The sequence below is a fragment of the Lysinibacillus sp. RS10 genome (assembly GCF_041956855.1).
GTDB lineage: Bacteria > Bacillota > Bacilli > Bacillales_A > Planococcaceae > Lysinibacillus > Lysinibacillus xylanilyticus_A.
The window spans coordinates 2808880-2826338 of the sequence record NZ_CP167122.1 but is presented as its reverse complement, the minus strand read 5'-3'; the positions used below and the strand labels follow the sequence as shown (position 1 = coordinate 2826338).

General features: G+C 31.8%; 20 protein-coding genes. 17 read left to right on the top strand and 3 right to left on the bottom strand.

The annotated features are described in order from the left end of the window. Window positions 1–349: 349 nt before the first annotated feature. From ACB089_RS14470 to ACB089_RS14455, 4 genes are all read left to right on the top strand, one after another. The gene (locus ACB089_RS14470) at window positions 350–865 is read left to right on the top strand and encodes a hypothetical protein (RefSeq protein ID WP_374967569.1); all 516 of its coding nucleotides are present in this window, start codon (window positions 350–352) and stop codon (window positions 863–865) included. A 568-nt stretch (window positions 866–1433) separates the two neighbouring features. After that, the gene (locus ACB089_RS14465; protein WP_374967032.1) at window positions 1434–2003 is read left to right on the top strand and encodes an NUDIX hydrolase; all 570 of its coding nucleotides are present in this window, start codon (window positions 1434–1436) and stop codon (window positions 2001–2003) included. Window positions 2004–2254: 251 nt separating this feature from the next. After that, complete coding sequence (locus ACB089_RS14460; RefSeq protein ID WP_374967568.1) at window positions 2255–2395, top strand: DUF2087 domain-containing protein; 141 nt, start codon at window positions 2255–2257, stop codon at window positions 2393–2395. A gap of 107 nt (window positions 2396–2502) precedes the next feature. Continuing rightward, a complete protein-coding gene (locus tag ACB089_RS14455) occupies window positions 2503–3225 on the top strand; it encodes an SDR family NAD(P)-dependent oxidoreductase (protein WP_374967031.1) in 723 nt (240 codons plus the stop codon). Window positions 3226–3810: 585 nt separating this feature from the next. Here the strand turns inward: ACB089_RS14455 and ACB089_RS14450 are convergent. The 3 genes from ACB089_RS14450 to ACB089_RS14440 all read right to left on the bottom strand — a co-directional run bounded on the left by ACB089_RS14450 (window position 3811) and on the right by ACB089_RS14440 (window position 6033). Next, window positions 3811–4317 carry a hypothetical protein gene (locus tag ACB089_RS14450; RefSeq protein ID WP_374967030.1) on the bottom strand — a complete coding sequence of 169 codons (507 nt, stop codon included), beginning with the start codon at window positions 4315–4317 and terminating at the stop codon, window positions 3811–3813. A 482-nt stretch (window positions 4318–4799) separates the two neighbouring features. Then, the gene (locus ACB089_RS14445) at window positions 4800–5399 is read right to left on the bottom strand and encodes a hypothetical protein (RefSeq protein ID WP_374967029.1); all 600 of its coding nucleotides are present in this window, start codon (window positions 5397–5399) and stop codon (window positions 4800–4802) included. Window positions 5400–5820: 421 nt separating this feature from the next. After that, on the bottom strand, window positions 5821–6033 hold the full coding sequence (locus ACB089_RS14440) for a hypothetical protein (protein ID WP_374967028.1): 213 nt from the start codon (window positions 6031–6033) through the stop codon (window positions 5821–5823). Window positions 6034–6338: 305 nt separating this feature from the next. Between ACB089_RS14440 and ACB089_RS14435 the strand changes: the two genes are divergently transcribed. From ACB089_RS14435 to ACB089_RS14375, 13 genes are all read left to right on the top strand, one after another. Beyond that, entirely contained in the window at window positions 6339–7133 is a 795-nt protein-coding gene (locus ACB089_RS14435; protein WP_374967027.1) for a MerR family transcriptional regulator, read from the top strand. A 153-nt stretch (window positions 7134–7286) separates the two neighbouring features. After that, a complete protein-coding gene (locus ACB089_RS14430; RefSeq protein WP_374967026.1) occupies window positions 7287–8120 on the top strand; it encodes a lysostaphin resistance A-like protein in 834 nt (277 codons plus the stop codon). Window positions 8121–8210: 90 nt separating this feature from the next. Then, window positions 8211–8936, top strand: a complete 726-nt coding sequence (locus tag ACB089_RS14425; RefSeq protein ID WP_374967025.1) for a hypothetical protein — start codon at window positions 8211–8213, stop codon at window positions 8934–8936. A gap of 177 nt (window positions 8937–9113) precedes the next feature. Continuing rightward, complete coding sequence (locus ACB089_RS14420) at window positions 9114–9461, top strand: hypothetical protein (protein WP_374967024.1); 348 nt, start codon at window positions 9114–9116, stop codon at window positions 9459–9461. 595 nt (window positions 9462–10056) lie between these two features. Next, complete coding sequence (locus ACB089_RS14415; RefSeq protein ID WP_374967023.1) at window positions 10057–10719, top strand: hypothetical protein; 663 nt, start codon at window positions 10057–10059, stop codon at window positions 10717–10719. Between the two features lie 289 nt (window positions 10720–11008). After that, a complete protein-coding gene (locus ACB089_RS14410) occupies window positions 11009–11875 on the top strand; it encodes a hypothetical protein (protein ID WP_374967022.1) in 867 nt (288 codons plus the stop codon). A 165-nt stretch (window positions 11876–12040) separates the two neighbouring features. Further along, the gene (locus tag ACB089_RS14405) at window positions 12041–12478 is read left to right on the top strand and encodes an SMI1/KNR4 family protein (RefSeq protein WP_374967021.1); all 438 of its coding nucleotides are present in this window, start codon (window positions 12041–12043) and stop codon (window positions 12476–12478) included. Window positions 12479–12610: 132 nt separating this feature from the next. Then, window positions 12611–13171, top strand: coding sequence for an SMI1/KNR4 family protein (locus ACB089_RS14400; protein ID WP_374967020.1), 561 nt, complete (start codon window positions 12611–12613; stop codon window positions 13169–13171). Window positions 13172–13642: 471 nt separating this feature from the next. Next, window positions 13643–14218 carry an imm11 family protein gene (locus ACB089_RS14395; RefSeq protein ID WP_374967019.1) on the top strand — a complete coding sequence of 192 codons (576 nt, stop codon included), beginning with the start codon at window positions 13643–13645 and terminating at the stop codon, window positions 14216–14218. Window positions 14219–14652: 434 nt separating this feature from the next. Beyond that, window positions 14653–15015: a hypothetical protein gene (locus tag ACB089_RS14390; RefSeq protein ID WP_374967018.1), complete on the top strand. Its 363-nt coding sequence runs from the start codon at window positions 14653–14655 to the stop codon at window positions 15013–15015. 248 nt (window positions 15016–15263) lie between these two features. Continuing rightward, on the top strand, window positions 15264–15809 hold the full coding sequence (locus tag ACB089_RS14385; protein WP_374967017.1) for a hypothetical protein: 546 nt from the start codon (window positions 15264–15266) through the stop codon (window positions 15807–15809). A gap of 262 nt (window positions 15810–16071) precedes the next feature. Next, a complete protein-coding gene (locus tag ACB089_RS14380; protein WP_374967016.1) occupies window positions 16072–16536 on the top strand; it encodes a hypothetical protein in 465 nt (154 codons plus the stop codon). A 510-nt stretch (window positions 16537–17046) separates the two neighbouring features. Further along, a complete protein-coding gene (locus ACB089_RS14375; protein WP_374967015.1) occupies window positions 17047–17412 on the top strand; it encodes a hypothetical protein in 366 nt (121 codons plus the stop codon). The last annotated feature ends 47 nt before the right edge of the window (window positions 17413–17459 follow it).

Here is a 17459-nt window from a genome sequence, read left to right as displayed (position 1 = left end):
CGTATAAAAAGAATGAACTCCTTATGAGAACAGAATAGTGGTAAAGCAGAGAATAGAAGTTCCTCTGGATAGCATTGATGATTCGCACTTATTGGAGCGATACGTGAACAATTTATTGGGTAATGCGGTTAGACATACTCCTCGCCATGGGAAGATTTTTGTATAATGCTATACACAAAGATATTATCCACATAATATTTTAGGAAAATTAATGTATTTGACTAAATCTAAATTTCTTCTTCGAATAAGATATACTATTCTAAATCGAAAAGAAGGTGGTATAATGTCAAATCAACGAGGTAATAAAGATAGTAATGATGGGTCTAATTCCAAGGAATTACAAAGCAGTGTGGAAAGTAAAAATGAAAAAGTAAGGATTATTGTAAAAAAAGATGGAGAAGAAATTAGGACTGATTCTCCTGTATCGGATAAGTTAAAGCTTGTAATTGTTATAAATAATCAGTTCACTAGTGCACCTAATACCACGCAAATTGCAAGTGGGGCAGGAAGAAATAGTGCAGCTGGTAGTAATGCTGCAATAGATTCCTCGAATACCGATCAACAGCAAAGTGTTGGAGCACAAGGGGTAGCTAGAAACAGCGGTATGAAGGGAGAGCAGACTCAACCTCACGAACAGCATGAAGACTGTGATGGTGACGAGGAAATTGTTATCATCATCAATAATCAGGTAAATAAGGGTCAAAGACAGTCGTCAGCTACTCAGGTAGCAAGCGGAAGCGGTTTAGATAGTACGGGAGGAACTAATTCAGCCATAGGAAGTTCTAATACGAAGCAGCAGCATGCGGTTGGTGGAGGCGGTCGTGCAATAAATAAGGGTGAGAATGGTGATCAAGAGGAAAAGTAACAATTCATTGGAAAAGTTAAAAAGGATTAACATATAATTATCTACGTAAACTAAAAGAGAAGGGATCCCATAGCTTATAGATAGTTAGGAATCAGTTTTTTATTTAATCAGAAGGATAACATCTGAGCGATATCATATTTCTAGTTTTTTAGACTCGGCAGTAAAGTTAACCATTGAAAGAATGGGTAGCAAATATTTATTCGCCTTTTTCATAGAATGAATAGTCTATAGTTTTTACCTATAGGAAACGTAAATACTGTTCTGTTTTATCTCTCTTTTTAGATGATAGTAAAGCAGCGACTAATAGCGAATAGCTGACATGCGTAGGGCCAGAGTAATGTATGAGTACATTTGATCGAAAACCTCATTAAAAGGGAAAAAAATAGAGTTAGTCTTCACTTTTGGTTTAACTTCTTTCAGCAAATATTTTTATACCGAAAGCTTAGCGACAGGTAAAGAAGTCTCCCATCTCTATAGGCGGTGTGATGAATGTTGATTTAAGTTATTTTTCCGGGCTCAATTATGCCTCGATATTATTGATCGAAGTAACAAATTTTGGAGGAAAACTATGGATGAATGGAAAAGGCTAAAATCAGAGTATTTGCATAAAAGTCCATTCGGGAATATCAGAAAAGATCGTTGTCAACTTCCGAATGGCATATTGATTGATGATTATTATGTCAATGAATATGCTGATTGGGTAAATGCAGTTGTAATAACAAAAGAAAACCAGATTGTGCTGGTTGAACAATATCGTTATGCCGGGGAAGACTTTTTCTTAGAAGTCCCTGCTGGTAAAAAAGAAGGAAATGAAACAGACGAAGAAGGGTTAATTAGAGAAGTAAAAGAAGAGACAGGTTACACTTCTTTAAGAAGGCCGATTTTCTTAGGTGAATTTATGGTGAATCCAGCAACACAAAATAATAAAGTAAAAACCTTTCTAATCCTAGAAGCATTCAAAGCGTATGAACAAGACTTAGATGATACAGAAGAGATAAAAGTTAAATTGTTTGAATTTGATAATTTTGGCAATGAAATGATTACAAATAAAATTAAAACACAGCTATTTACTGCAAATGCTTATTTTATGGCAAAGAATTTTATTGCAGAAAACCTAATGAAAAATATAAAAAATTAACAATAATTAGTAAGTTAAAGGGGGTGTTTCTACAACAAGTGGGGACACCTTTTTAAAACCATTCTGGTTAAATGAGTGCAATAACTTGGAAAGTAAATAAAGAAGAGTTTAAGATCAAGCTGCCGAAGTCAAAGGGTCGATGAGCGTTATGCGATTACGGGAGAAGAGAAAGAAAAAGTACTAGCGACATACTTTAAACATGGCTTAGATGGTTCTATTGAAAGCTTTCCGAGTAAGGAAAAACGAAAAAAATTTTACTGCAACACATCGTAACTAAGTTTGAGGTAGGTCGCAAATATAGCGATTATGTTTCAATTCGAAGATACTTAATTGAATACGGTTTCCTAGATCGAAGCGATGATTGTACAACCTATTGGGTGAAAGAGGCTTAAAACATAGATAATTATTGTTACCTAAATATTCCCAGAAATCACTTTAGTTGTTACTAATTTTTATATTAACTATACTTACGTTGTAGTTATATAGAAAGGGTGGTTGGATGAGTAAAAACTTTATTATATTTGGAGCAAGCCAAGGATTAGGTGATGCATTTGTAAAGGGTTTACCAACTGAAGGGGATACAGTATGGGTGGTGTCACGTACACGACCAAGTAGTTTAGATATAAATGATGGCGTAAATCGTAAATGGCTGACTATTGATTTATCTAGTCAACAACAAATTCCTGCTTTAAAAGAAGCTTTAAAAGGCGTTGCTATTGATGTATTAATTTACAATGTTGGAGTATGGGAAAAGCGTGGTTTTGAAGATGACTATACGTTTGATAACGATGAAGTTGGGGATATTGCAAACTTAATTAATATTAATTTAACTTCCACAATTACATATATTCAGGCGCTTTTATCTAATTTAAGACAGGCGGAGAATGGAAAAATAATTTTAATAGGATCGACAGCAGGTTTAGATCATACAAATAATGCGCAAGTTTCGTTTGTGACATCTAAATTTGGCTTACGAGGCATTACAAATGCTTTACGCGAGCATGTGAGAAAAGATAAGATCTCTGTAACGTGTATTAATCCAGGAGAACTTGCTGCTGAAGTACCTTTTGAAGAAGGTGCTGAAAAGGCAATTAAGTTGTATGAGGGTACACGTATTCCTGTACAAGATATTGTAGCCATTGTCCAATGTGTGATTAATCTATCACCAGTTTCATGTGTGAAGGAAATAAATATTCCTGCCATTACAGATATGAATGTATAATTCAGTATAAAAAAAAGGCTCACATGTTGAACGATTCTGTTCAACGTGTGAGCCGTTTAAAATGGTGCTTATAATTGTGATTCATTCGACGTGTAAACTCAACTCAATTGATTGAAAATGAGTTCGAGCAAAGCATACGGAATTATTGAAGATCTGTTTGGTGTTCAAATCCAATTAATGTTTGATGATCGACTAAGCATTTAAAGCTTCAGGCATTGGATATCTATAAATATGTTTTTTAAGTGGGTCTTTTCTTTTTCGATGGATGTTTTCTTAAAAATAGGATTTCTTGATGTCTAATGATTGGGGTGATTGAAGAGGGAAATAACTTAGAGAAATCAAAAATAGAAAGTGAACCAGAAGTTCACTTTCTATTCGGATTTATTTTGTTTTTGGGTGTTTCATATCATATGCTTTCCAATCAGATGTTGAATTTTCTTTTATCAAATACAGGTCGCTGTAAAATCCATTGTGCGAAGATACCACACTTTCATAAGGTTTGTTATATTGAGAGATAAGTAGATATTCTTTACCATCCTTTTTGCTATAAGTTACAGTAGGTTTTTTAACGTATTGATTTTCTTCTCAGGAATCTATAAAGATTGTGTTTGGATTTGCTGTTATAACATCAGTGCCTTTAAATATATATTTGTTATTATTTTCCAGAAGCATCATATCTTCTTTAATATACTTATCAATATATTCCGGTGTGAATCCAGGAGATAAGATTTTAATTATTTCTTCCTTTGTGAAATAGTAGGTTTCTCCAAGTCTTATCTTATCTTGCATTTCTATTAGACCATCAACTATTTTCTTGGCTTCAGAAAGTTTGTAAATGTTTTTTTCTAGTTTCCTAATGTGAGAATTGCGGTTTATAGAAGAAGGTTTTATTAGCTCTTTGTTATCGCTAAACATCTTATTTAAGTACGTAACTAAGCGTGGGTTACTCTCTGAAGTTGTTTCTTCTTTAGTAAGATTTTCGGGGTCAAGATTTGGTATAGTTTCTGCTTTTGTTTCTTGTGGTTTTACACCGCTAAAAATGACTGATAAAATTGTGGTCATCATTAAAAGATACAAAAAATTTCTTTTCAAAAAAATCCTCCTTTATCCATTTCAAACAATTATATCATGAATCTTCCAATAAACTCAATTTTTGCAGGTGATTATTCCTGTTTTTGGAGAAAGGTAATTCTTTTGTACGTCTAAGTGTATTGGATACCTATAAAATATCTTTTTTGGTGGCTTCGGTGATGTTAAAGAAAGAGAATTAGACAGCATAGAAAGTTTAATTGTTTATCTGAATGAGAATCAATCCATCAGCTTAGACAACATGAGAGAGATGTTGACAGATCTTGCTACTTCAAGCTAGATGGTGTTTTGGGTAGTGATATTGCTAAAGAAGGGCGTTTGGTGATTGATTATACGAATAGAAATTTTGAGGTTGTAATTAACGAATGATGCTTTAAGGAGTCAAGCAATTATTAAGACCTCTTTATGGATTTTACCTTACCACTCTTATCACATTTATGAGGCTATCAAAATAAAGCATGAGAAAAATGTATCCTCATGCTTTATTAAAACTCTTTATCCCAATGTTCATTTTCATACATAATAGTTACATGTGCGTGTTCGACTTTTAATTCATGCTGAAGATAATCAATTAAAGATTCAAACATTGCTTCGTTTACCTCTTCTTTTTTGTTATTTAATTTTATAGTAAGCGAAGAGGGGGGATCGATTGAAGGCGTAAATGCTATACCTTGTGGCTCTCCGAATGTTTCAGTTATATAACTATAAACTTTCGGTTTTACTTGTTCTATGAATGTTGATAATTCTTGAAATGCTAGATCATCTTCCATTTGGTTCGTATGTCTATTTTCATAAACCATGAACGTATTTTGTGTTTTTGTATTTAAAATCACTGCAGCATAATCAAATTTATCGTGTTGCGACTCTGTATCATACTCGACACCGGAGATTTCGTATTCCATGGTTGGATATTTCTCTTGTAAGTATTGTTCGGCTTGTGAAAGTACCTTTGCTTCTTCTTTTTCATCTGGTATTAACGATGCCCTAAAATTAAAAATTAATAAGACAGTCCCGAATATTAGTAATATCGCTATTCCTCCAATTGAAAAAATGAATATGCTCCAACCTTTTAACCACTTATTCATCTTTTTCTCCCCCTCTCTTTCAAAGTATATCGATTTAGTGATTGAATTTCCAAGTATTTGCAGTATCAATGTCAACGGTGTAATAAAACAGACTCTTTGAGCATGGCGAGACGATAATCCGGAGGTCTTTGCTCCCTACTGCACTGTCGGAGAGACCCGGTAGGATGGGGACATCTTTTCTTGATGAATAAGTTTTATAAGAGGGCGGCTTACATATGCTCGCGTTTTTTATTCAGGAAAATGCTTCGTTACAAAATCCTCATTAATACGAACAGTCATCATTTTTTATATCCTGCATTTATAATTTATGGCTGTTTTCTCAAAGATTGTTGCTATTAAAACCAAAAAGGCAGATTTAATCTACACGTTTTAGATTAAATTCTGTCTTTTTGGTTTGATATTTCGTGAAAAACACTACTTCTTATAAGGATAAATTATGTTTATTGCTGTTCGCTTTTTTCTGTGCTCGCCAAGTATTAATCATACTAGGAACCCCTACAAGCATACTCACCATAAAACTCCACATTACAAACCGCCAATTTGTTGTGAATATCGCCACTCCTATGAAAATTGCTAACTGCCCCACAAGTGCAAACCATGAAGCTATCCAAGCAATTTTTAAATTTTCTTTCATTCCCTTCACTCCTCTTATCTATTGTAAATAGGATTGATCCCAAACCAAACTACTGTTTAGTTATATACCAATTATTTTATATACCCTTATTTTAAGCAATTGCTATTCTTCATTTAACGGTCATATTTATATATAAAGAATATATTTACAATTATAACATATTAAACTATTTTTTTATAAGGCTCTACTCCTCATTGAAGTAAATGCTCCGTTAATTGAATAGCAACAATCTTTTCGAAAATAGCCTAATTTATAAATAAGTAATGGTATTATATGGTTATAAAGATAATGAATAGGAGAGTAACATGTACACCATAGGACAAGTAGCTAAATTTTTAGGAGTCTCTAGAGATACCTTGAAATTTTATGAAGAAAAGAAATTAGTAAAGCCAAAGCAAAATATGGAGAATGGATATAGAAAATATGATCATTTCGATATTTACGATATAACAATAGTAAATTTCTATCGAGAAGTTGATATTGAAATTAAAAAAATTCAGGAATTAAGAAAAAGTAAGAGCATAGAGGGAATAAAGTCATTGCTAGAAGAGAAAGAACAAGAGGTTTTAGAGGAGATAGAATATAAAAAGCTGCTTTTAAAAAAGCTCCAGACAGTAAAAGAGGATTGTGAAAAAGTTAAACAATTCTTAGGCGAATACATAGTAAAAGAAATGAAGCCTTTAGAAATAAAAGGAGAAATAGAACATTTTACTGCGTTTGATGAATATGAAACGCTAAAAAAGAATGCAGAAAACCTAAAAAAAGCAGTAACACTAACATCTTTAAGAAGAGTCATAAGTTTCAATGAAGAAGGTATTATAGACGATCAGTTTTTCGTCGTAAGAAAAGTAGAGGACGTAGATAAAGAATTAGAAGGAGAAATTCGATCTCATCCAAAATGTATTTATACCGTTATTGAAGATGGAAGATGGTCAACCGGTGGAAAAAGTATTGACCATAACGTGGAAGCAAGTTTAAGAAAAGTAGCAAAAGACAAAGGGGATGAACTTTTGGGGCTAGTATATATTAATCAACTACTGACCACTTATGAAGGTGGGCTTGAACGTGTATTTTTAGAAATTTATGCACCTATCAAGTGAAACTGAACTTGGATTTTAGTGCCTGTTACTGCGGGATAAAATAATACAAGCATGTATTGACCTGTGAGTAACTCCTAGGTTTAAGCTGATGATATTGGTAAATATGCGCGTTATTATATTTACGAAATACTTAGTTTGAAGCGGGGAATATGTATGAAAAGTAAAAAGAAATTAAAAAAACCAATAGCAAGTTTTATTTTACTTACCAATCTCATTTTTTTGCCACTTTTTTGTCTAATAGGGATCATAAGCATGTTAGGATTTCCTGCATGGGTTATTGATGTAATGTTTTGCCTATCAGCTTGGTCCTCAACCTTTGCTTTTGCAGTACTATTTAAAAAAATTTATCCTGGGCAAAGTTTTATCCAATTTGTAAAAGATAAGTTCAACAATAAACTAAAATTTTCTGTGATTCTTACTGCAATTATGATTCAAGCCTCCATATTTTTGATGATTTTATTTCTCGTATCGAAAAATAGTGAAGTAGACGCTATTTTTACTATTTCTTCATGGGGAATGTTGGTTTATTTCTTTTTTAAAAACCTCCTTTCTGGACCACTAGGAGAAGAATTAGGGTGGAGAGGTTTCGCTCAAATGGAGCTCCAAAAAAAGCATTCGCCATTAATAGCTTCGATCATTATAGGGTTTTGGTGGGGGATGTGGCATCTACCTATATGGTTTACTACAGGGCTTGTGGGCATTGATTTAATCAAATATATTCTATTCTTTATGATTGCAATCATGTCTACAAAGATCGTCATGACTGCATTTTATAACTTAAACCAAAATTTAATCGTCCCAATCATCATCCACCAATTCTTTAATTTTTTTATTGGCTTAATAAACGGAAACTTACTCGATTTAATCATGTATAACGCTATCCTTTATTCAGTGGTGGCAGTTTTACTCATCGTGATAAATCCAAAGAACGTATTGTATGGAAAGGAAGAAATCAACGTTATTCATGGAGAAATCAATTGTCATTAAATGTGCAGTAGATGGGGTATTGGAATGCCTACATTAGATGAATTATCATATAAGGACTTAAAGTGTAAAGGATAGAAAGTAGGAATCTAAATGGAGTTGAATAAAAAGGCTTTAAAAATTTTATTGGAATACGATTTACTTAATCCTGATAGAACTGCAAAGGAAGATTTTGAATTTGCTAAGGATGCAGGTTATATGTTTGATAGTATTACACAAACACATGATGAAACAATAGAGTTTGCTTTGCAAGAGTTGAATAAGTGTGAAAAGAAGAATATGACAGATTTATTTCTATCGAGTTTAAGTTCAGGTCGTTTAGATTGGAGAATTGGATTATCTGCATATAACATTTTAAGGATGTTTCCAAAACATTTCATCGAATCAAATGGAGTAAATTGTATTATTTGTTCAAGTAATCCGTACGAGTTAGTGGATTTTTCGTTTATTAATAATATTCGGTTTAATATAGGCGGAATTATCAGCGGAAGAATATATCATTTGGCTTTTATACTTCAACAGCACAATAAACTTCCGCATGTAAAGCCGACAAAAAAAGATTTTGATATTTTTCAATCTATAGTTGAAATTGTTAGAAATGCAGAAAGTAATGATACGCCATCTAAAGTTCAAAAAAAGATTGGAAAAATTGATGGATTTAAAACAAATGCAGAACAAAGAAAAGCATTGCTGGAGACACTTGGTTTCTGTAGTATTTTGGAAACAGAAAAGCATAAAGGTTTTTTACATCAATTCACAAGTCTTGGTTTAGCTCCAAGATCTAGACATAGCTCAGATTGGTTATATCCCGCGGTATAAATCAAGATGCACTAAAATTTTGGTTTGGTGAATATGAGGAATTACGAAGTTTGTTTAAATGAAGCTTTTGGAAATCCGGCCTATAGGTATGTAGCGAAAGATGCGGAGGTTCTCATACAAGGTGAAATACCTAAAAGTGCCTATGCTATTCATAAAAAGGGAAGGGGTCGTTAAATTATGAAAATAGATTATCGAAGTGAAATCAATAAAATTAAAAATTCTTTAAAGAACTACTACAATGAGCAATTCAAAAGTGAAGAAGAAGAGTACATTGAAAACAAAAAGGTCAAAGAACAAATCAAAAAATTAATAATTCAAGTTTATAATGATAGTACTCTGTCTGAAGAAGACAGAGAGTATCTGATAAAAGTAGGGGTAGAACTTCTGGCAAAAAATACAGGTTGTGCAGAAGACCTAGAGATTGCTGAAGAGATTCTTGATAGTCTTTTTGATGATATGAAAATACTAAGTCAGGAAAATAGTGATAATTTTTACGAGCAATATTTATGCAAAAGATGGGAGTAGGGGCTGGACCATTCTCAAAAAAGTAGACGTCCGTTTAGAAAAGTAAAAACGATGCCCATGTACAAATAGAAAATAGACTCGCCATGACTTTTCATGTCATAACGAGCCAATTTTCTATTATTTTGTTTTAGCGATGAATTAAATATCGAAAATTAGGTCTTTTGGTGAACAAGGAGATTGCGAATATTGTAAGAGCGAAAATGTCAACAATATTAACATTCACGAACTAGCAGATGATTTTAAAAAGTAATGGATTATTATCAGGAACAGAACCATATCATCATTTAATGACAGGAACTAAAGAACCGAGAATGAATTCACTTGTTGTATAAATTCAAGCACATGGAATTGAATCGGATGGAAAATATAATGGGATTTGGTTACTGACACGAGAATAATGATAAAGTAATAGGTGGAGCAGATACTTCTCATCAACAAGATGGTCTACATAGAAAAGATAGCAAATACGAACTATTCGATAGTTTAGATTAATAAAGAAAAGTTTGAGAATGAACTGAAGAAAAATAAAGAAGGAACTAAATAAAGGACGGACTTGGGAAACAAAAACAACTAAAGAATTAGGGGAGTGTATAAGATGATAGAAAAAGATTACGAGATGATTGTAAAAATATTCGAGGAATATCGTTCCTCATATAATGTGTTGCATCATCAAGTTGAAGACGTTGAAAATGAAACGATTATTTGGAGCAATTCTTATCTAGAAATACACCCATATCAATATGAATTAGATCAATTACCAAAACCAAAAATTTATAAAAAGGAACCGAAATCTAAGGAAGGAATTATAGTGAATAAGTTGAAAAACAATGAACTATATTTTTCTTATAACGCTGAAAATAAGGGGTGGGGGAGTTCTTTCATAATAAATGAAACTGAAAAGAAAATCTGTCTTAGATTTCTAAATAACGATGATGACGAAATGGTTTTAAGCCAAGTATATTGTATAATATATGAAGGATCTGTGATAGAAAAAATATTATTCTACACACAGGACGATGATGTGGACGAAGAAACGTTTATGGTTGACAGATATTCTTATAATGACAATTTGACTGCTCATACTATTATTAGAGATGGTTTCTTTGAAGAAAAAATAAGAATTTTATCCACAAGGACATTTAGATTTGAGTATGAAAATGGAGATGTACGTATTTACTCGAAACAATTGAAAAAAAATCTAAAAGTTGTTGAAGATCTATTGTATACCTCTAGAAAGGCAAAAAAAAATAAACAGTGAAATCAGAGACAGGTAATGCGAAACGAAAATAGGGAATTAAGATTAGAGTGTAAGGAATTGTAATTAGCGGATGCGGTAGGATCTGATTCCAAAACTCCATGTAGAGAAGAATAAACTTTCTTTTCTACATGGTTTTTTTGTTAGAAATGGAAATGGTTTAATTCATGTATTTCGTGAACACCACACCATCATTCGGAGAGTAAGTATATATAACCCGAATAGACAATCGATATATAACCAATGCGAACAGAAAGATTAACAAGAAAATATTGTAGATGAGGCAGATGGTATGAGAAGAGAGTTAAAAATATTACCTAAAATCGGGATAAACGAAGTAAAGCTATCTATGACATCTTCAGACTTAAACAATATCATAGGTGAATTGGATAAGAAAAATGTCAATGGAAAAGAATTTTCTCAATATCAAGATGATTATGTATTTCATTTTGTAGATGATGTTTTAGTAAGTATTTCTGTGAACAACCCAAAGATTATTTTCTTGAATAAACAAAAAATTGATTTAATGAATGAATCAAAGCAATTTTTATTCAAAGAAAATCCGTATATTGTTGATGGATGTTATATATTTCCTCAGTATAACATGTTGATTTACGGTTTAGATTTTCCTGATGACGGAATCCAATTAACAATTTATTCAGATAATCAAAAAAATATATACGAGAAAGATATAAAATCAGGTTTTCCATTCAGAAGTATTGAAAATCAGCTAATAAACTTAAAATATGAAATTACTCCGTATCAATCTGTAGGATTATTGACATTCGGCATGCAACCGAGTGAAATTGAAAAAATATGGGGAATTCCTTTGAAAATAAGCAAGAATAATAAAAAGGGTATAACTACAGAAAACAGGAAGAATAGTCAAGCAATGTATAATGAAAAAGGTCAGTTAATTCAACTAGCCTTAAATTGTAAAGAGGAAGTTTTTATTGATCATAAATTGGTATCAAAGCTCGGATCTAAATTGGATAGTTTAAAAAATGAAGAGTATTTTATAAACAGAAACTATAAAATATATTTCAAGTTTGGAATTGCATTAGATAATTTAGGACACCTATCTTCTAATGATTTCATTTATATTTTTTCAGTAGAGATGATTCCTTACTGGAAAGATATATATCGCCCTTTAATCTAACGAATCATCAGAAGTGACATGAATACTTCGCCCCTAGTTGTTTATTGCAAAATAAAAAATGTATATGAAGGTATAGTCGGAGCAAAAGCGAGAGAAGCAGTGCTAGCTGAGCTAGAGAATATCAAGAATGCTTTGTCGGGGATAAATAAAAGGGGTTAAGGAAAAATGAAAGAAGAACTGATGAAAAGAATTGAATGTTTTCTTGAAAAACATCCTGAATTAAAAGGAGTACCTGCTACGCTTAATGAGATTGCGAAAGCGGAGGAAGAACTTCAAATAAAGCTAGATGATGATTATAAAGAATTTATTAAGCGATTTGGAGGCTCTTTTGCAGGAATAGCAATTCATGCATTTTCTAATGGGTCATCCATGGGGAATGAAACTGTTATTAATTTGACGAATTGGTGCAGAGAATCATTTGAAGGAGATGAGTTTTCTCCTGAAATTAACAAAAGCTTAATTTTTTCTGATGATGGTTCAGGTAATCCAATAGCAATAAATGCTAACGGGGAAGTCGTAATATACTACCACGACTCAGGAGAAAAAGAAATTTTATCGAAATCTTTCGAAAGTTTCGTCGAGGAGAATTTTACTGAATGGTAATTTGATAATTATTACCAACCAATTTGCCGTTATTTTTTATCAGAACAGAAATGGGATAGAAGTAACCCCCTGAAATAAACATACGTTCGTTCTGATTGAGTATGGCATTGTAAATGAAGGGTGTGAAATATTATGAATAATACGTTATTAAATATTGATGAAATAACAACAATTTTAGATAGAGATTTTATTCCTATAGAGTCAATTGTTACAGGATTAAGACTAAAGAAACAAGCTGAGATGCAAAAAAATGTGGAGCAAGTAGAGCGAAGACTTGGGGTGAAATTCCCTGCTGATTTTGTTAATTTAATTTTAAATTACGATTTTGGTGATTTTAGTATTTTAGGGGTACATTTTGGGAGTGAAACAAATTATCTAGAAAAGTTAATAAATTTCCATGAACATTTGTCAAATGAAAATGTGGTTAATTTTTCCAATCAATTTATATGTATAGCAATTGGGGATTACTTTACATTTATTATGGATGTAAATTGTGGGAATATTTATGTTTTTGGTTCAGAGACACCCTTTAATAAAAAAATAAAAATAGCTGAATCTTTTACGAAACTAATTCAAGTGTTAGGAACAGCATATTTTCATAGAACTCAAAACACCCAAACTGAGTTTTTAGATATAGTAATAAAAACATTCGACTCAGATAGTATAGACTTTTGGAAAGAAGTAATCAAATAAATACTAACATGAGCCATATTAAGCAGTTAGTTAAAAGGAGCTAAGTTGAACGAGATATGAAAGGGAAATTCATTAAGGAAATCGGCTTTGATGAGATGACAAAAACGTATGAGAGAAGTTAGGCAGGGATGGTTCAGAGGATCACTTGGTAGGTGAAAAAAATGGATTATCTTTATCGGAGGTTAAATTAAATGCCAGTTAAGTAGGAACTTTGCGCTTAAATTTTATTCTATCTATAAAATATCAAGTTTCTATGAAAACGAATTAAAAGAGAGACTTTATGCAGTCCGTTTTGATAGAAAGACTAAATTAATACCAAAATCAAAGTACATATAAAGAAGAGCCTTTCTTACGTGCTGATTCTTAATTGGACTCAAACGCAATCTAGAGATGAAATTAAAAAGTTAATTAGAGACACTAAAAAATTTGAGGGATGGAAAAATTCAATAATTGTAAAGGAAAGTGGTGCGAATGAAGTACTATAGATTAGTGGAGTTTTATAAAAGGGATGTTTATTTTTACCAAGATGATCAAAAGAATCAGGTGAAATCATATGAATTAGAATCAGGAGTATCATCTTTTAGTATAGAAAGTATTTATTACAAAGTTGATAAACTTGATAAATATGTTAACAAATACGACTTGTTACCATCCGTTGGTGCGCCTTTAGTAAGCTTAAAAATGAAGTGTTTTTTAGAGGAAATCGCTAACAACGCCTGTGAATTTTTTCCGGCTATTATTGTAGACGAAAAAGGTGAGATGAACACAGATTTCTTTGCACTGAATATATTGGCTGTTTCTGATTGTTTTGATGAACAGAAATCGGAATACGATATGACTGCAAACGATCCTAAAAAAATTGGCCGAATCACAAGTATATACTTTAATTATCAAAAACTTGGACAAGAGCATATTTATCGTATGAGCATAAGACCTTCCATGATTGTTGTATCTGAGGCTTTTGTTGAAGAATATAGAAAGAATAAACTAAAAGGATTACTCTTTGCAAAAGAGGGAAGTCGCCTAAGACCGGAATTTTTGGATTAGATCGTTTATGTTTGAACGTGATAAAAAGGATCAGAATTATATCATGCATTCCAAACGGATGCTAATGTACGTACGAGCAGTCTTCGAGGATAAGGTTCATTACGAGCACCGAAACAATATAGATAGACCATATCATCAGGATAGTCGCTAAGATGGCCCAACTACAGGTGCATGAGTAATCCAAACATGGGGAGATGGCAATGTCCTTTAGATGAACTTTCATATCATTAGGGTTATAACGAAATTATGAATAGTTTAGGTCATAAGAGTTATTACTTTTTTAACAAAGATAGGCTGTGTACGAAAATGTTCATCCAGTGGGTAGTGAAGTCAGCTATGAATATAATGAGGACTTAGAATTGACGTTTTAGCACTGAAACAGACGATAGGACGAATTGAAATTCGTTGCTCTATGTAAAGAAATGGGGGGCATAATGAGAACCAGATTTATTGATACAACAGTGGGTGTAATAAATGCTAGAGATGCGTTGATTTTAAATAAGTTAATCACGGAACGATTTCCAAGAGAAGTTGAACTTTCGTTAAATTTAGCAACATCGTTGGCATCAAATATTTCCATAGAAGAACGATACATAGATATTTCTTTCATTTTTAAAAATGTAGTCAAGTTTGGACTTTGTGGTCTTGATTATTTTAACGAAAATTTATTGGATACGTGTTTTTGTGAAGTGATTGATTCCGACTTTTTGAATCAGCAAAAGACACTGGTTGAAAAGGGATTTAAGCATTATTTTCTTGAATGTTATGATGAAATTATTGAAGTTGTGGCCCAATAATACAATCTTATTTTGCCAGATGGACTTAGAATAGCTGATGAAAAAATGGATAAAAGCAATTGAAAAGAGTTTGAATTGTAAGCACGTAATGATGATAGGCGAACGTAGCCTATCCATATACAAAAAAATGATTCCAGTTACTCAAAAAGAACAGAAAATCTAACAGAAACTGAAATTGCTTGCTGAACAACATGATATGAGAAGAAGTCTCAATAATAGAATTACATATAAGGGATGTGGATAATTGAATGTATTATTACTTGAAAACTATTTTAAAAAAAGAAGAAACTTTAATTGTATTTCAGGGAAATACAGATAGATTATTTGATTATTTTGTACGAGATGCGACTAACGGGGAGTTCTTGAATTATGTTGAATTGAAAGGAACTGCTCAAGAAGGCATGAAGGAAGAAGACCTAGAGAAATGTGATTTTTTAAGCGGTAAAGTTGGTATACCGATATTTTCTGAACGTTTTGTTGAAAAGTCCTCCTCTTTTTTAAATCAAGAATGTATGTTTTATCCAATAGAAATAAAATGTAAAAATAGAGTAAAAACTTTTTATCTAACTAAAATAAATTGTTATCAAGAATGGATTGACTATGACAGTTCTGGATTTCGAATTTTAGTCGATGGTAGTAAAATGTTGACCAAACCAATTGTTACTAAGGTTTGTGATAATGAATTTTATTTAACTAGAGATACCATCACAAAGTCTAGATGGGCTGCTAGTGAAAATTTCAAGAAGTTTGTCGAGGAACATAAACTTAATGTTGAATTTGAAATTGTTCGATGAGTTAAAGCACACTCGAACTTTTGCGGTAACAAATAAATTTATCGACTTTCAAATTCGAACGTATCCAAAACTTGGTTGTAAGTGGCGGTAGGTTAAAACTGACAACTTAACGAAAAAAATCTTTATTAAAATGTCAGTTTTCTCCCATTCTGTATTTAAAATAGAATTGCAGTATCTTTGTATTTACTGTATAGCTTTATCAGAAAAAATGTTTTTCATTGTAATGAAGTAACAACACACAATTAATTAATGGAGGGCTATTATGGAAAATTTACAGAGTGTAAAAGAATTAGTTCAATCACAAGAGTATAATGTAATTTTAGAAAAAGTAAGAAAATATAAGGAGGTAGATGAAGAAATTTGGACAGGGGGTTTAGACCAAAACATTAAGCGTTTATATAAAGCTGAGTTGTCAGCAAAAGAATTACATAATTTAATGGAGTCAGACACAGAAGAATTAGCCAAATATGCTCTACTTAGATCTAAGGGGAAAATTAACTTTGAACAAGAATATCCAGAAAATGAAGAACCTGATCCTGATGATGAGGATGAAATAGTTGCCATACTTCCTCCCAATAAAGATTTCCTACTTTCTTTTTTTATCGAATACTTTGTCATCAAAAATAAATCCAATGAACTTCTTTCTTATTTAAAAGCATTACGAATACCAAAGGCTAGTGAAGAGGCAAATTTATTGAGAGAATTATATCATAAATCAATTTCTTAATTTGGTTCTGGAATGGGTTCTAAGGAGTAGTCAACATTCCACATTAAGAGATTTTCCGAAACAAAATAAAGGTAATTAATAGTTTTTTAGTAAAAATTACGAGATATCTTGATTAATTTTGAATAGGGTGTCTAAACTTGCAAAATAGTCTTTACATTTTTCGAATAATTTCGAAAAAAGTGATGCAAATCACTGCTTCTCACTCAGAGTAAGAAATAGAGAGGATTTTATAAGGAGTTGTTATGAGGAAATAGCAGTATGATACGACATTTCGCTGTTTATCCATGGGATTTTGTTTGTTGGAAAATCATCAATTGAAAATAAAATAATTGGGGAAAGAACTTCTAATATACAAATGCTAAAAGATTTTGATTTGATAGAAATTACATATTTAGGTTTGTTTGGTACAATTAATTATGCAAATAGGTTAGATGAACTTAGTGCAAAGAAATATTTTAAGAAATACAAATAAAACTACAAATAGTAATTCTTCTTTCCGGAAAAATGTCCTTGATGAAAGTTGGTGGATTTTTGCAAGAGTCTATCAATGATAAATTTCATGATGCAGAGATTTATTGTATAAAGATAAATAAAAATAGTCTAGACTTATATCTTTCGCTTATTAACAAAATTGATAAGGTAATTATTTTTGTTAGTCCTGTATTTTGGGAGTTTACCTCCTTTGAACAACAAAATGTCATATTTGAATTTTCAACGTTTGATAGAAAAACGATCCCAGACTTTTTATTGGAAGAATATCCAGAGTTAAATAATTTTAAAATGAGTAGTTATCAAATATCTTATCTTGATTCCTCAATAGGACTTGGAGGGATTATTGTACATGAATTACTTGAAATACTTGAAATTAATAAATGAGATTCCAAAACACATGTAAAGAAAACACATAACCCTTTCTTTATATG

What these genes read in the sequence shown, in the direction of transcription:
- ACB089_RS14465 (WP_374967032.1), top strand. Translation starts at nt 1,434, where the DNA reads ATGGATGAATGGAAAAGGCTAAAATCAGAGTATTTGCATAAAAGTCCA.
- ACB089_RS14455 (WP_374967031.1), top strand. Translation starts at nt 2,503, where the DNA reads ATGAGTAAAAACTTTATTATATTTGGAGCAAGCCAAGGATTAGGTGAT.
- ACB089_RS14445 (WP_374967029.1), bottom strand. Translation starts at nt 5,399, where the DNA reads ATGAATAAGTGGTTAAAAGGTTGGAGCATATTCATTTTTTCAATTGGA.
- ACB089_RS14440 (WP_374967028.1), bottom strand. Translation starts at nt 6,033, where the DNA reads ATGAAAGAAAATTTAAAAATTGCTTGGATAGCTTCATGGTTTGCACTT.
- ACB089_RS14435 (WP_374967027.1), top strand. Translation starts at nt 6,339, where the DNA reads ATGTACACCATAGGACAAGTAGCTAAATTTTTAGGAGTCTCTAGAGAT.
- ACB089_RS14430 (WP_374967026.1), top strand. Translation starts at nt 7,287, where the DNA reads ATGAAAAGTAAAAAGAAATTAAAAAAACCAATAGCAAGTTTTATTTTA.
- ACB089_RS14425 (WP_374967025.1), top strand. Translation starts at nt 8,211, where the DNA reads ATGGAGTTGAATAAAAAGGCTTTAAAAATTTTATTGGAATACGATTTA.
- ACB089_RS14420 (WP_374967024.1), top strand. Translation starts at nt 9,114, where the DNA reads ATGAAAATAGATTATCGAAGTGAAATCAATAAAATTAAAAATTCTTTA.
- ACB089_RS14415 (WP_374967023.1), top strand. Translation starts at nt 10,057, where the DNA reads ATGATAGAAAAAGATTACGAGATGATTGTAAAAATATTCGAGGAATAT.
- ACB089_RS14410 (WP_374967022.1), top strand. Translation starts at nt 11,009, where the DNA reads ATGAGAAGAGAGTTAAAAATATTACCTAAAATCGGGATAAACGAAGTA.
- ACB089_RS14405 (WP_374967021.1), top strand. Translation starts at nt 12,041, where the DNA reads ATGAAAGAAGAACTGATGAAAAGAATTGAATGTTTTCTTGAAAAACAT.
- ACB089_RS14400 (WP_374967020.1), top strand. Translation starts at nt 12,611, where the DNA reads ATGAATAATACGTTATTAAATATTGATGAAATAACAACAATTTTAGAT.
- ACB089_RS14395 (WP_374967019.1), top strand. Translation starts at nt 13,643, where the DNA reads ATGAAGTACTATAGATTAGTGGAGTTTTATAAAAGGGATGTTTATTTT.
- ACB089_RS14390 (WP_374967018.1), top strand. Translation starts at nt 14,653, where the DNA reads ATGAGAACCAGATTTATTGATACAACAGTGGGTGTAATAAATGCTAGA.
- ACB089_RS14385 (WP_374967017.1), top strand. Translation starts at nt 15,264, where the DNA reads ATGTATTATTACTTGAAAACTATTTTAAAAAAAGAAGAAACTTTAATT.
- ACB089_RS14380 (WP_374967016.1), top strand. Translation starts at nt 16,072, where the DNA reads ATGGAAAATTTACAGAGTGTAAAAGAATTAGTTCAATCACAAGAGTAT.